A 14,579-nucleotide genomic window follows, 5' to 3' on the forward strand; every position below is an offset into this window, starting at 1 on the left:
TGAACAATCGGAGGTGGAGCAATGAAACCGAAGACTACAGTATTAGATGAAGCAGCTATCCGGCGTGCACTTACCCGGATTTCTCATGAAATCATAGAAAAAAATAAGGGTGTCGATGATGTCATCCTCGTTGGTATCAAAACAAGGGGAGTACCCTTAGCAAGCCGCCTCCAGAAAAGAATCAATGATATTGAAGGTGTCATCCTCCCGAGTGGTGAATTGGATATCACGCTTTACAGGGATGATCTCACTACCAAATCAGGTCAACAAGAACCAGAACTGAAAGAAACGAACATCGAAACGAATATTGATGGAAAAAAAGTCGTACTTGTTGATGATGTATTGTATACAGGCCGGACGGTGCGTGCCGCAATGGACGCATTGATGGATCATGGGAGACCATCACAAATACAGCTGGCCGTCCTTGTCGACCGTGGTCACCGTGAGCTTCCGATCCGGGCAGATTATGTCGGCAAAAATGTTCCGACTTCACTTGATGAAATCGTGACGGTTACCGTATCGGAAACAGATGAGGAAGACGCGGTAGTCATTTTTGAAAAGAATTGAATAAAACAGCACCTTTAAGTAAGTCCAGAGAGGCTTAAAAGGTCGCAAAATCAGCACGTATCGAAGCACATCAGGATACGTCGACCTCTTTGCGGTTTTTTAAGCGAAGAGGTTTTTTTAATGCTTGAAGATTCTTATACCTTGAGTTACCAATTATATACCTTTAAGTAAACAAAGGAGGAAATAAACATGAAATCAAATCAGGCTGCATTAGACGTCAGAGATGTCCCGTCCCTGCATAAATGGATTACCTTAAGTTTACAGCACTTATTCGCCATGTTCGGAGCAACCATCCTTGTTCCATTCCTGACAGGCTTGTCACCTTCCGTTGCGCTCGTTTCCAGCGGTACAGGTACACTTGCCTACCTGTTAATTACAAAAGGAAGGGTTCCAGCCTATCTTGGATCAAGTTTTGCCTTCATTGCACCTGTGATTGCAGCCAGTTCAGCAAGTGGAGTACCAGGAGCAATGGTGGGTAGTTTTCTTGCCGGCCTCGTCTATGGCATTGTCGCTCTACTGATCTCAATGTTCGGTACAGACTGGCTGATGAATTTGCTGCCGCCGGTTGTCGTCGGTCCTGTCATCATCGTCATTGGTCTTGGACTGGCAACTACAGCCATCGATATGTCCATGTACGTTCCAGGAATCGATGATGAGGTATATAGCGCTACGCACTTCAGTGTAGCCCTGGTTACCCTGGCGATTACCATTATCGCATCCATCTTCTTCAAAGGATTTTTCAGCCTGCTTCCGATCCTTGTCGGTATTGTCGGTGGATATTCGTTCGCTCTCATTCAAGGGATTGTCGACACGGCAGAAATCAAAGCAGAGTGGGCAGCCATCACGTCCGCTGATTCCTTTACCGGGGTATTAGGTGCTATTTTCCAAAAACCGGATTTCATCGTCCCATTCGTCGATTATTCTCCGATGAATGTGATCAGTATCGAAATCATCTTCATCATGGTTCCGATAGCGCTTGTCACCATCGCTGAGCACATCGGGGACCAAATGGTACTATCCAAAGTAGTCGGCCGTAACTTCTTGAAAGAACCTGGCTTGAATCGCTCCATTCTAGGGGACGGAACAGCGACCGTGATCGCTTCCTTCCTTGGTGGACCGCCAAACACGACTTATGGAGAAAACATCGGTGTTCTGGCTATTACACGAGTTTTCAGTGTCTTCGTTATCGGAGGAGCAGCTGTCTTCGCTGTTCTGTTCGGTTTCATCGGAATGAGTACAGCAGTAATTGGATCGATTCCATCAGCGGTCATGGGCGGTGTTTCCATCCTGCTTTTCGGTATCATCGCATCCAGCGGGCTTCGCATGCTGATTGACAACCAGATCGACCTGGGAGAAAAACGCAACCTCATCATTTCTTCGGTCATCCTGGTTATCGGAATCGGAGGAGCTTTCATCCAGGTCACTGACAATGTTCAAATCGCAGGAATGGCACTGTCCGCACTCATTGGAGTTGTATTGAACCTGATCCTTCCTGGCAAAGAAAAAGCCCATGGGAACGGGAAAATGTTCAAAGAAACAGTTACAGGCAATAAAAAATCAAATGATGATAATGCAGCATAACAGAACCATCGCACTTTTTAATAAAATCCCGTGAGATTTTGAAGGGTGTAGGGTTTGATTGATTCGTCATGCCTCAGTATGATGATGATAATTGAGCGCCTCCGCACCCCGGAGGCGCTTTTTTTTAACCCTGCGCTGATACACAAACTGGCAGAGGAGGTCGACCGAAGTGAAACATTTATTATCTATCGAAGACTTATCATCTGAAGACATCCACCACTTAATCTGGAAGGCGGAAGCTATCGAGCGGGGGGATGCTCCGGAATTTACGAAAAAAATATTTGCTGCAAATATTTTTTTAGAACCCAGTACAAGAACGAAAAACAGCTTTGTAGTCGCGGAACGGCGGCTTGGGCTGGATGTGCTGGATATATCTTCAGAAGATTCCAGTTTGACAAAAGGGGAGTCTTTATATGATACTGTTAAAACATTATACACTATTTCTGCAAGTTTATGCATTGTCCGCCACTCTCAAAATGGTATATTAAGAGAGATAGCAAATAAGGTAGAGGTACCGATTATCAATGCGGGTGACGGAACGGGCCAGCACCCGACGCAATGTCTGCTTGATTTATATACGATTCATCAGGAGTTCGGAACTTTCGAAGGGTTGAAAGTAGCGATAATCGGGGACATTAAGCACAGCCGTGTCGCCCGATCAAACAGCGAAGCCCTAAGAAAGTTAGGAGCGGAAGTTTACTTCGTTTCTAAACCGGAATGGCAGGATGAAGGAATAGCTGAAAACTATGTATCTATCGATGAAGCGGTTGAACTTGCAGATGTCGTCATGCTGCTCAGGATTCAGCATGAAAGGCATGACCACTCCTCGGAGGACCAGAACTACCTGCAAAGCTATGGACTTACTAAAGAGCGAGAGAGTAGAATGAATAAAAATTCAATCATTATGCATCCTGGGCCGTTTAACCGCGGTGTGGAAATAGACAGTGATGTCGTAGATTCCCCCAAATCACGGATCTTCAAACAGGTGGCTAACGGGGTAACCATGCGAATGGCGATTATATCAGAACTACTGAAGGAGGAACTGTAATGAATCTATCAATCAAAAATGTAAAAGTAAGAAGAGATGGGGCATGGGTAACAGAAGATATTTTTGTTGAAGGAAATATCGTTAAGAAAATCGGTGCTCATCCAGATGTAGAAGCTGATCGTACGATTGATGGACAGGGAAAAATTGCAGTTCCAGGTCTTGTTGATGTACATATACATCTCCGGGAGCCAGGAGGAGAAGCGAAAGAAACGATTGCAACAGGAACAAAGGCAGCAGCCAGAGGAGGGTACACTACCGTCTGTGCTATGCCGAATACAAGGCCGGTCCCGGACTCACTGGATACGATGGAAGCATTGAGGCATAGGATTGAGCAGGACGCCCTGGTACGTGTGCTTCCTTATGCGGCGATCACTACCAGACAGCTGGGAAAAGAAATTGTTGATATGGCTGCACTAAGAGATGCCGGCGCTTTTGCGTTCACCGATGATGGCGTCGGTGTTCAGGAAGCAGGCAAAATGCTGGAAGCGATGAAATCAGCCGCTGACAATGATGTAAGTATTGTCGCCCACTGTGAAGACAACAGTTTATTAGAAGGGGGAGTCATTCACAAAGGGAAAACAAGTAAGAAGCTTGATGTGCCGGGCATAGCGTCTGTATCTGAATCGGTCCATATAGCAAGGGACGTTCTTTTGGCAGAAGCTGCCGGGTGTCATTACCATGTCTGCCATGTCAGTACAAAGGAGTCCGTTCGGGTTATTCGTGACGCCAAGCGCGCCGGCATCCATGTAACCGCGGAAGTCACTCCGCATCATCTGCTGCTGAACGAAGAGGACATTACCCAGGATGATGCCATGTTCAAAATGAATCCACCATTACGCAGTAAAGAAGATCAGGAAGCTTTGTTGGAAGGACTGCTGGATGGAACCATTGACTGCATAGCGACCGATCATGCACCTCATACGGAGGAAGAAAAGGGAGAGGGGCTTATTCAGGCGCCGTTCGGTATTGTCGGGCTGGAAACTGCTTTTCCATTGCTGTACACCAACCTGGTGCAGACGGGAAAAATCAGCCTTGAAGCTTTACTTGACAGGATGACAGAAATTCCAGCTGATATTTTTGGACTTCCCTATGGGAAGCTGGAAGAGGGAAGTATCGCAGATATAACATTGATAGATTTGGAGAAGCGAAAAACAATTGACCGGCACAGCTTCTTCTCAAAAGGTAAGAACACACCGTTCCATAATTGGGAAGCAAAAGGCTGGCCGGCAGTTACCATATCACAAGGTGAAATCGTTTGGGAGGATGAGTGACCTATGACAATCAAACAATTGGTATTGGAAGATGGCAGTTATTTTGTTGGAGAAGGGTTTGGAAGTGAAGAGGATTCTATCGGAGAGATAGTGTTTAATACAGGGATGACCGGTTATCAGGAAATCATTTCTGACCCCTCTTACTGCGGACAAATCGTCACCTTCACCTACCCGTTGATCGGCAATTATGGGATCAACAGGGATGATTTTGAATCAGTCGACCCGGCCGTTTTAGGAGTAGTAGTCAAGGAGCATTGCGACACACCATCCAATTTCAGAAGTGAAGAGACACTGGATGAATTTTTAAAAGCAAAGCAAATTCCGGGGATTTCGGGCATTGATACCCGCAAGCTTACGAAAATCATTCGTAAGCATGGAACCATGAAAGCGATGATCACCTCCATGGATCGGTCAGTTTCGGAGGTATTGGAATTGCTTGATCATACATCCTTGCCAACAGACCAGGTAAGCCAGGTGTCAACGATCAAACCATACGTCGTCCCAGGAAGGGGATGCCGGATCGTGCTGATGGATTTCGGAATGAAACACGGGATATTGAGGGAGTTGACGAAACGTGAGTGCCACGTAACCGTTGTTCCTTATGATACGACTGCCGAGGAAATCAACCGCTTAAAACCTGATGGTATCATGTTGACCAATGGCCCGGGAGATCCGAAAAATGTGCCGGAAGCAATTGAAACCATCAAACAGCTCATCGGTCACGTGCCGATATTCGGGATTTGCCTCGGGCATCAGTTGATCGCTTTAGCAAGCGGGGCGGACACGTCGAAGATGAAGTTTGGTCACCGTGGCTCGAATCAGCCTGTCAAAGATTTGAGAAACGGTAAAACGTACATCACTTCACAGAACCATGGCTATGCAGTAAACCAGACTTCTTTAGAAGCTACTGAATTGGAACTGACACAACTATCCTTGAATGACGACTCGGTGGAAGGACTGGCCCACCGCGTTCATCCGGTATTTTCCGTTCAATACCATCCGGAAAGTTCTCCAGGCCCGGAAGACACCGCGAGCCTTTTCGATGAATTTCTAACAAATATCCGCACCAGTAAGAAGCAGCAGAAGGAGGAAGCCGTATGCCTAAACGTACAGATTTGAAAAAAATTCTAGTTATTGGTTCAGGACCGATTATCATTGGCCAGGCAGCCGAATTCGACTACTCAGGAACCCAGGCCTGCCAGGCGCTGAAAGAAGAAGGCTACGAAGTCATTCTTGCTAACTCGAATCCAGCAACGATCATGACCGACTATACGTTCGCGGATGAAGTCTATATGGAGCCGCTAACCGTGGAATTCATGACCAAAATCATCCGGAAAGAGCAGCCGGACGCCATTCTTCCTACCCTGGGCGGACAAACCGGGCTGAATCTGGCAATGGAACTGAGCAAGACGACGATTCTGAAAGATTATGGTGTCGAGCTGCTCGGTACGAAAATGGAGGCCATTGAACAGGCAGAGGACCGTGAGCTGTTCCGTAATCTAATGCATGAACTGAACGAGCCAGTGCCGGATAGTACGATTGTCAGCAGTGTCGAGACTGCAACAGACTTTGCTGCAGAAATCGGTTACCCTGTTATCGTTCGTCCTGCTTATACGATGGGCGGAACCGGAGGCGGCATGTGCGACAATGAAAAAGAGCTGCGGGAAATTACCCGCAATGGTCTGTCTCTTTCCCCGGTGAATCAATGCCTGATTGAAAAGAATATCGCCGGTTTCAAAGAAGTGGAGTACGAAGTCATGCGTGATAAAAGCGACCATGCCATCGTAGTTTGTAACATGGAGAACTTCGATCCTGTAGGTATTCATACAGGGGATTCCATTGTTGTGGCGCCATCTCAGACGTTAAGTGACCGGGAATACCAGCTCTTAAGGAACGCTTCCTTGAAAATCATTCGTGCGCTTGGGATAGAGGGAGGATGTAACGTTCAGTTAGCTCTCGATCCGGATAGCTTCCAATATTATGTGATTGAAGTGAATCCGCGTGTCAGCCGTTCATCGGCACTAGCTTCCAAGGCGACTGGTTACCCGATCGCGAAACTGGCTGCTAAAATTGCTGTCGGACTTACCCTTGATGAAATCAAGAACCCGGTTACCGGTACCACATATGCTTGTTTCGAGCCGGCACTAGACTACGTCGTGACCAAAATTCCACGCTGGCCTTTCGATAAATTTGCAAAAGGTAACCGGATACTTGGTACGCAGATGAAAGCAACTGGTGAAATCATGTCCATCGGCCGGAATTTTGAAGAATCACTGATGAAGGGTGTCCGCTCGCTGGAAGGGAAAACCGAAGAGCTGTATCTCGGTTACCTGACTGGTCTGCCTGATGAAGTACTAAATCAACGGCTCATCAAAGCGGATGATGAACGGATATTCGTACTGGCGGAAGCATTGCGCCGCAATCAGACCCTGCAAGAACTGCATGACCTGACCGGCATTGATTTCTTTTTCCTTCATAAGCTGAAAAAACTGATTGATTTGGAAAAGGTAATCGCGACAGAAAAGCTTTCCTACGAACCGCTCAGGAAAGCAAAGCAGTTAGGGTTTTCTGATCAGCAAATAGCCCGGCTGACAGGGAATGATGTTGATGACGTCTATCATTACCGACTTACAAATCAGATTACTCCTGTCTATAAAATGGTTGATACGTGCGCTGGAGAGTTTGCTTCCGAGACACCATATTATTACAGCAGCTATGAAGAAGAAAACGAGTCTGTTGTTACCAGCCGCAAGAAAGTGCTTGTCATCGGTTCCGGACCGATCCGAATTGGCCAGGGTGTGGAGTTTGACTATGCAACCGTACACTCGGTACTCGCCTTGAAGGAAATGGGCTTTGAAGCCATCATTATGAATAATAACCCGGAAACGGTGTCAACGGATTTCAGTGTTTCCGATAAATTGTACTTTGAGCCTTTATCATTAGAAGATGTGATGCATGTCATCGAACTGGAAAAACCGGAAGGGGTCATTGTACAGTTCGGTGGACAGACAGCAATCAACCTGGTCGACGGGCTCAGCCGGAGAGGAGTTAAAATCCTCGGTACTACCATGGAAGCCATCAATGAAACAGAAGACAGGGATCTTTTCGAACAGCTGCTCAATCGACTCGAAATAGCAAAGCCTGGCGGAGAAAGTGTCACCAGTGTCGATGAAGCGATCGTTACAGCGCGTCAAATCGGTTATCCTGTTGTGGTCCGTCCTTCTTATGTGCTCGGAGGGCGTGCGATGGAAATTGTCTATGGAGAAACAGAACTGCTTTCCTATATGGAGGAAACCGTAAGAGATTACAGTGATCACCCAATATTGATCGATAAATATTTAACCGGAATGGAGATCGAAGTGGACGCGATCAGCGATGGAGATACAGTCGTCATTCCTGGCATCATGGAACACATCGAGCGTGCGGGCGTCCATTCTGGGGATTCGATGGCAGTTTATCCATCCCAGCGACTCAGCGAGGAATTAAAGCAGCAATGTGTCGATGCTACGATCAAAATTGCCAGGGAGTTGAATATGCAAGGGTTGATTAATATTCAATTCGTCGTCCATGGCGGTACCGCTTATGTACTCGAAGTGAATCCAAGGGCGAGCAGGACTGTTCCATTTTTAAGTAAGATTACCGGTATTACTATGGCCAATCTGGCAACAAAAGCTATCCTTGGACAAAACTTGACAGACCTGGGGTATAAAACCGGAGTAGCAGGCTGCCCGGATGGTGTCTACGTGAAAGTTCCTGTCTTCTCATTCGAAAAGCTCCGCAGTGTCGATACAACCCTCGGGCCGGAGATGAAATCGACTGGGGAAGTCATCGGATATGACAGCACGCTTGAAAAAGCTTTATACAAAGGAATGACAGCGGCCGGCCTTAAAATTCCTATCGAAGGTTCTGTTCTGCTGACCGTTGCTGATAAGGATAAAAAAGAAGCACTTGAGATCGCCCGTACTTTCCATGAACTCGGCTTCAGACTTTATGCAACCATCGGTACAGCTGATGCTATTCAATCTGCTGGTATACCGGTACAGACAGTCAGTAAGGTAGGGGCGACGGATATGAATATCATCGATATCATCCAGTCCGGTAAAGTGCAGTTTGTCGTCAATACGTTCACTAAAGGGCAGCAATCACGGAGCGATGGATTCCGTATCAGGCGCACAGCAGTAGAACATGGAATTGCCTGCCTGACCAGCCTGGACACTGCAAAAGCAATTGTCGCTGTCATCGATTCCATGTCCTTTACAGCAAGATCGATAGGTAATCGTGAGGTGACGTTATCATGATGATCCGGGAAGAGATGGAAATTATCTTCCATGAACGAATTGCAGAAGATACCTATCGAATGACATTACAAGGGGACCTGCCAGCTGAAATTAGGCAGCCCGGGCAGTTTGTCCACATACTGATCGATCAAAGCGACTCACTAAGACGTCCGATATCAATTGCTGATGCCGATACAGCAAAGCAAACGTTGACGATTCTTTATAAGATTCTTGGAAGGGGGACCGCTGCTCTGTCGAAAAAGCAGAGCGGCGATCACCTCGATGTGCTTGGCCCTGGTGGTAATGGTTTTCCAATTGACAGTATCACTGCGGAACGGGCTCTGCTTGTCGGTGGAGGAATTGGGGTTCCTCCCTTGTACTATCTGGCGAAACAGTTAAAAGAAAAAGGGATCGAGGTTACGACCGTGCTAGGTTTTCAGCACGAAGCCTCGGTCTTTTTTGAGGAAGAATTCCGTGAATTGGGAGAAGTTTTCGTGACCACTAATGACGGTTCCTACGGAAATAAAGGCTTTGTAACAGAGATACTGCCTGCCTTGGAAGGACGCTTCGATACTTATTTTTCTTGCGGACCGGCAGTTATGTTAAAGGCTGTATCTGAAAAACTGGACGGCTATGAAGGTTATCTTTCGATTGAAGAACGATTGGGCTGCGGTGTAGGAGCATGCTTTGCCTGCGTCGTGCAAGCCCCGGAAGGTGATTCCAAAGGTTACCGGAAAATCTGTCATGATGGCCCTGTCTTCCGTACTGGTGAGGTGATTCTATGACGAGGCTAAGATTATCAATGCCAGGACTAGATTTGAAAAATCCAATCATGCCGGCCTCCGGATGCTTTGGTTTCGGAAAGGAGTTCAGTGAGTTTTATGACTTATCTGAGCTTGGGGCTGTCATCATTAAAGCGGCAACCGGCGAGACACGATACGGTAATCCTACTCCTCGGGTGGCGGAGACATCTGCCGGTATGCTGAACGCCATCGGCCTCCAGAATCCAGGCGTCGACCGTATCATTTCGGAGGAACTACCGTATTTAAGTGAATATAATGCCCCTGTGATTGCAAACGTAGCTGGCAGTACGGTGGAAGAGTATGTTGAAGTAGCAGAAAAAATATCTCGTGACCATACCATCAACGCGCTTGAACTGAACATTTCCTGTCCCAATGTCAAAGAAGGCGGGGTGCAGTTCGGTACCGATGCAGCGCTTGCTGCTGAAGTTACAAGACAGGTGAAACAAGCAAGCGAAGTGCCTGTGTATGTCAAGCTGTCACCGAATGTCACAGACATCGTAGGGATGGCAAAAGCAGTGGAAAAGGCTGGGGCAGACGGATTATCCATGATCAATACGCTTGCGGGTATGCGATTGGACCTGCATCGCAGGAAGCCGATTATTGCCAATCAGACAGGCGGGTTATCCGGCCCAGCCATCAAGCCGATAGCCATCCGGATGATTTATCAGGTATACCAGGAGGTTGATATCCCCATTATTGGCATGGGTGGAATTGAGACCGTGGAGGATATCATCGAATTTCTCTTAGCTGGCGCAAGTGCGGTCGCTGTTGGCAGCGCCAATTTCAAAAATCCATTCATCTGTAAAGAACTGATTGACCAGCTCCCAGAAGCGATGGAACGTTATGGCTTTGATCAGGTGGAAGAAATGATAGGAGGAGCTCACCGTTGAAAACCGTTGACCCATTATATATAGCACTGGACATGGAAACAGACAGAGAGGCCATTGATTTCCTTGATTACCACCACCTGGCTTCGCTTCCTGTCAAAGTAGGAATGGAACTTTTTTATCAATCTGGACCGGCTATTATATCCAGCTTGAAAGAACGCCAGCATCCTATTTTTCTGGATTTGAAACTGCATGATATTCCTACCACCGTAAAAAAGGCGATGCGCAACCTTGCCCGTCTCGACGTGGAAGTCGTCAATGTCCATGCCCAGGGAGGAATAGAAATGATCGCCGCTGCAAGAGAAGGGCTGGAAGCAGGGTGCCAGGGCAAGGAGCGACCGGTATTATTGGCGGTGACACAGCTTACTTCTACCGACCAAACGATGTTTACAGAAGAACTGCGACAGCAGGGCACCGTTAAAGAATCCGTCATTCACCTTGCACAGCTGGCAAAAGAAGGAGGAGCAGATGGTGTTGTGTGTTCTGTCCATGAAGTAAAAGCAATAAAAGAAGCCTGTGGTGACAACTTTTTAACGGTAACGCCAGGCATCCGGCCCGAGGGAAGTGATCGCAACGATCAGAAACGGGCTGCCACGCCAAAAGAAGCAAAGCAGGAAGGTACAGACTCTATCGTTGTCGGAAGGGCGATCACAGCCGCTGAACACCCCGGAAAAAACTATCAACAAATAGTCGAGGAGTGGAACCATGACTGATAACCAAAGTATTAGTAAAAGTCTCTTGGAAATAGGAGCGGTTCAGATTCGTCCAGATCAGCCATTTACGTGGACCTCCGGATTGAAGTCGCCAATCTATTGTGATAACCGCCTGACGATGTCCTACCCTGAAATCAGGCGTGAAATCAGGGATAAGTTTGTCGCTCGCATTAAAGAATTGGACTCTACGGTAGATGTCATTGCCGGCTGTGCGACAGCTGGCATCCCACATGCAGCTTTTATCTCAGAAGCGATGAATTTGCCTATGGTATATGTCCGATCATCTGCAAAAAAGCATGGAAAAGGAAATCAGATAGAAGGTAAGATTAAACCGGGAGATCGGATTGTGGTCATTGAAGATTTGATTTCCACGGGAAAGTCATCCATTGAGGCTGCTAAAGCATTGCAGGAAGCGGGAGCAGAAGTTGTTACAGTGCTGGCGATTTTCAGCTACGGCCTTCCGGAAGCAGCTGAGGCTTTTGAACAAGCGGGTTTTGCTTACCAGACCCTCACTGATTTTCAGGAACTGATTGCATATATGAGGGAAGACGGTCAGCTGGATGAAGAAGCCGAAGCAAAATTAGAACAATGGCAGCGCGAACCATCCGCCTTTTAATATCAAGCCCTGTTACAGTAAAGCTCCCTTTACTTGAAGACTCAGTTTCGAGATAAGTTGTTTCCGTTACGTTAGTAACGGTGTGGAGGTCCGGGAAATCACTCGCTTTCCATGGGCGTACGGTGAGACATATTCTTAATGGAAAAGGAGGGAATGATTAAATCATCATCAAAAATGTAAGCACCAGGACCTTCTCTCATCGCGAGGGGAGGGTCTTTCAGTCGATAAAGACTGTTAGAAGAGTGGAAATGTATCGGAGCGGTCTTTAGAACATGAATAGAGACCACTAAACAGTATGGAGAAGTGGCTAACGGTCATTAGAAAGGGTATAAAGACCGCTGCGCAGTGGATGTGCAGCCGGGACGGTCTTTATCAGGCAGCTTAAGACCATGGGACAACGAATGAACTAAGCGGACGGTCTTAATAAAGCGGAGTTGAAAGTCCTCAACGAACTCCCGTGGAAAGCTACTCGTTCCCCCACGCCCCGTTATTCCAACTAATATCTCGAAACTGAGTCTTCCACAATTCGGCCCTTTAATTGAATAATTTCTCTTAAGGAGAACCATTAACATTTAACAGAAACCAAAAGTTTTTCAGGAATAGGAATCGTTGAGTTGTGCTGAGGGCTTGAGTTATGTACCATATAATGTATATAGACATCAGAGCGACAATGGTGGTGCATAATGAAATCACGTAAACATTCCATGTTCATACTTACGAATGCCATCCTTGGATTGATTACATGTTTTGGCTATCTTTATGTATGGTTTACTTATTCTTTTATGGAAAGCATGTTGTCCTGGCCGCCGGTTTTGATGCTGGTGGCAGGGATAGGAGCATTTTTTCTCTGGAACAAATGGCTGCTTCGCAAAGAAAAAAAACGATACTGGCTCCAGGCAATCTTTTCCTACGGAGCAACCATCATCGTATTCATCTATTTTTTAACAAAATAATGACTATCGCTTTTTTATGCAAAATTAAAAGGATGGATCTCCCTATTGGGAGGAGCCATCCTTTTTTAGTTTCTTGATATAAGCTGGATCTGGAGTGACAAACAGTGTTTGCTGGTTATCGTATATGACATAACCCGGTTTAGCGCCTGAAGGTTTTTTGACATGCTTGATAAGCGTATAGTCCACCGGTACGGAAGATGATTGGGAAGACTTACTGAAATTAGCGGCAAGCTGTGCTGCCTCTAACAATGTATCTTCCGATGGATCATTCGACCGTATGACAACATGTGAGCCCGGGATGTCTTTCGTATGAAGCCAGACATCATTTTTGTTCGCCAGCCGGTTGGTCAAATATTCATTTTGCTTATTGTTACGTCCCACGTAAATCGTGGTTCCGTCACTGGAGTAGAATGTTTCCGGTTCCGGTGTCTTAGGCTTATTTTTACGCTTTTGAGTCTGAGGTTTCTTTTTCAGATAACCTTCCTCGCGCAGTTCTTCTCTGATTTCATCGATATCCTGTTCCCTGGCTTTCTCTATCTGTTCAATCAACTGATCCAAATAACTGATTTCTTTTTCCGCTTTTTTAAGCTCTTCCTGGACCACCTGTTTTGATTTTTTCATCTTTTGGTAGGTTTGGAATAAGCTTTGGGCATTTTCACTCGGTGTTTTATTCGGGTTCAGCTTTATTTCGAGCGTGGGTTGTTCAGGGTCATAGTAGTCGACGACGTCTACTTTTTTATCACCCTGTTTTACAAGGTGTAAGTGGGCTGTCAACAGTTCCCCTTCTTTCTGATAATCATCCGCTTTCTCTGCTTTTTTCAATGTCTGCTCGTGCTTTTTGATTTTGCGGATATTTTTATCCCGTTCATTTTTCAGGAATCGGTACAAGTCTCCAGCCTGCTGTTTGACACGGTCCCGTTCCGCTTTACCTGAATAGAAGGTATCCAGCATATCACTTACCCGGTCGAAAGTTTCGCGTTCTCCTTCCAGCGTTGAGAGAGGGAGCACATAGAATTGCTCCTTATTTCCATAGAAAATGCTTGGTGTATAATCATGGTTTTCCAATTGCTGTTGAAAGGAAAGGAAAGCTTCCTTGTAGGTATTCACTGCTCCCAGTCTTGCCTGGTGGGCGAGTTCCCTGGTAATCAATGGGGAGCAGCCCATCAATATATTCAATATCTGCCGGTCCATTTTTCCGGCATTGAAATCAAGTTTCCGCACAAATGAATCACCGTCAATTTCCAGCGGGTTGATTTTCCCTTGTTCTGGCGGGAATTTATAGGGCTGGCCGGGCATTACTGTCCGGTGGCGGTTCTGGGATGGCGGAAGATGTTTGATACTGTCCAGAATATGACCTTTTTCTTCATCAACGACGATGATGTTGCTGTGTTTTCCCATAACTTCGATGATCAGGACTTTGGTCGTTTCATCGCCCAGCTCGTTCCGACTTCTGATACGGAAACGGACGATACGTTCCATCTCGACTTGTTCGATTGCTTCAATAAAACCACCGACCAGATGCTTGCGTAACAACATGCAGAACATCGGTGGCTCTTTCGGGTTGTAATAATTATCATCGGTCAGATGAAACCTGGCATAGCTTGGATGGACAGATAATAGTAACGAATGGTTTTTTCGGTGGGATCTCACCGTAAATACCAACTCTGTTTCTGTTGGTTGATAGATTTTCATGATTCTTCCTGTTGCTAAAGTTTCATTCAATTCATTGGTTGCGGCTCGAGTTACAACTCCATCAAATGACATGTACGTTCACCTCTCAATGTTGCAAGTATAGCATGTTTAAGTGAGTTTTCTCTATTATCCTACGTGTTTTTCGTAGCCATGGAGGAAGTCTTTTTGATA

At 46.3% G+C, this 14,579-nt stretch carries 12 protein-coding genes; 11 read left to right on the top strand and 1 reads right to left on the bottom strand.

Annotation, left to right across the window (positions count from 1 at the left end):
• The first annotated feature begins 21 nt into the window (after positions 1–21).
• From pyrR to FHS45_RS04625, 11 genes are all read left to right on the top strand, one after another.
• Positions 22–567, top strand: coding sequence for a bifunctional pyr operon transcriptional regulator/uracil phosphoribosyltransferase PyrR (gene pyrR, locus FHS45_RS04575; protein ID WP_062445763.1), 546 nt, complete (start codon positions 22–24; stop codon positions 565–567).
• A gap of 189 nt (positions 568–756) precedes the next feature.
• A complete protein-coding gene (locus FHS45_RS04580) occupies positions 757–2,148 on the top strand; it encodes a solute carrier family 23 protein (RefSeq protein ID WP_062445764.1) in 1,392 nt (463 codons plus the stop codon).
• Positions 2,149–2,317: 169 nt separating this feature from the next.
• Positions 2,318–3,196 carry an aspartate carbamoyltransferase catalytic subunit gene (locus tag FHS45_RS04585; protein WP_062445765.1) on the top strand — a complete coding sequence of 293 codons (879 nt, stop codon included), beginning with the start codon at positions 2,318–2,320 and terminating at the stop codon, positions 3,194–3,196.
• The gene (locus tag FHS45_RS04590; protein ID WP_062445766.1) at positions 3,196–4,467 is read left to right on the top strand and encodes a dihydroorotase; all 1,272 of its coding nucleotides are present in this window, start codon (positions 3,196–3,198) and stop codon (positions 4,465–4,467) included. The genes FHS45_RS04585 and FHS45_RS04590 overlap by 1 nt, the downstream gene beginning before the upstream one ends.
• Before the next feature lie 3 nt (positions 4,468–4,470).
• Complete coding sequence (locus FHS45_RS04595; protein WP_062445767.1) at positions 4,471–5,586, top strand: carbamoyl phosphate synthase small subunit; 1,116 nt, start codon at positions 4,471–4,473, stop codon at positions 5,584–5,586.
• The gene (gene carB, locus FHS45_RS04600) at positions 5,565–8,765 is read left to right on the top strand and encodes a carbamoyl-phosphate synthase large subunit (RefSeq protein WP_062445768.1); all 3,201 of its coding nucleotides are present in this window, start codon (positions 5,565–5,567) and stop codon (positions 8,763–8,765) included. Before FHS45_RS04595 ends, carB begins: the two co-directional genes overlap by 22 nt.
• Entirely contained in the window at positions 8,762–9,529 is a 768-nt protein-coding gene (locus FHS45_RS04605) for a dihydroorotate dehydrogenase electron transfer subunit (RefSeq protein ID WP_062445769.1), read from the top strand. The genes carB and FHS45_RS04605 overlap by 4 nt, the downstream gene beginning before the upstream one ends.
• Entirely contained in the window at positions 9,526–10,437 is a 912-nt protein-coding gene (locus tag FHS45_RS04610; RefSeq protein ID WP_062445770.1) for a dihydroorotate dehydrogenase, read from the top strand. Before FHS45_RS04605 ends, FHS45_RS04610 begins: the two co-directional genes overlap by 4 nt.
• Entirely contained in the window at positions 10,434–11,147 is a 714-nt protein-coding gene (gene pyrF / locus FHS45_RS04615) for an orotidine-5'-phosphate decarboxylase (RefSeq protein ID WP_082412047.1), read from the top strand. The genes FHS45_RS04610 and pyrF overlap by 4 nt, the downstream gene beginning before the upstream one ends.
• Positions 11,140–11,763, top strand: a complete 624-nt coding sequence (gene pyrE / locus FHS45_RS04620; protein ID WP_062445771.1) for an orotate phosphoribosyltransferase — start codon at positions 11,140–11,142, stop codon at positions 11,761–11,763. The genes pyrF and pyrE overlap by 8 nt, the downstream gene beginning before the upstream one ends.
• A 683-nt stretch (positions 11,764–12,446) precedes the next feature.
• A complete protein-coding gene (locus FHS45_RS04625) occupies positions 12,447–12,716 on the top strand; it encodes a hypothetical protein (RefSeq protein WP_062445772.1) in 270 nt (89 codons plus the stop codon).
• 42 nt (positions 12,717–12,758) lie between these two features.
• Here FHS45_RS04625 and FHS45_RS04630 read toward each other — a convergent pair whose 3' ends face one another.
• A complete protein-coding gene (locus tag FHS45_RS04630; protein WP_062445773.1) occupies positions 12,759–14,480 on the bottom strand; it encodes an Rqc2 family fibronectin-binding protein in 1,722 nt (573 codons plus the stop codon).
• Positions 14,481–14,579 lie beyond the last annotated feature (99 nt).

Source organism: Thalassobacillus devorans (genome assembly GCF_011761345.1).
In the GTDB taxonomy this organism is placed as follows: Bacteria; Bacillota; Bacilli; order Bacillales; family Halobacillaceae; genus Thalassobacillus; species Thalassobacillus devorans.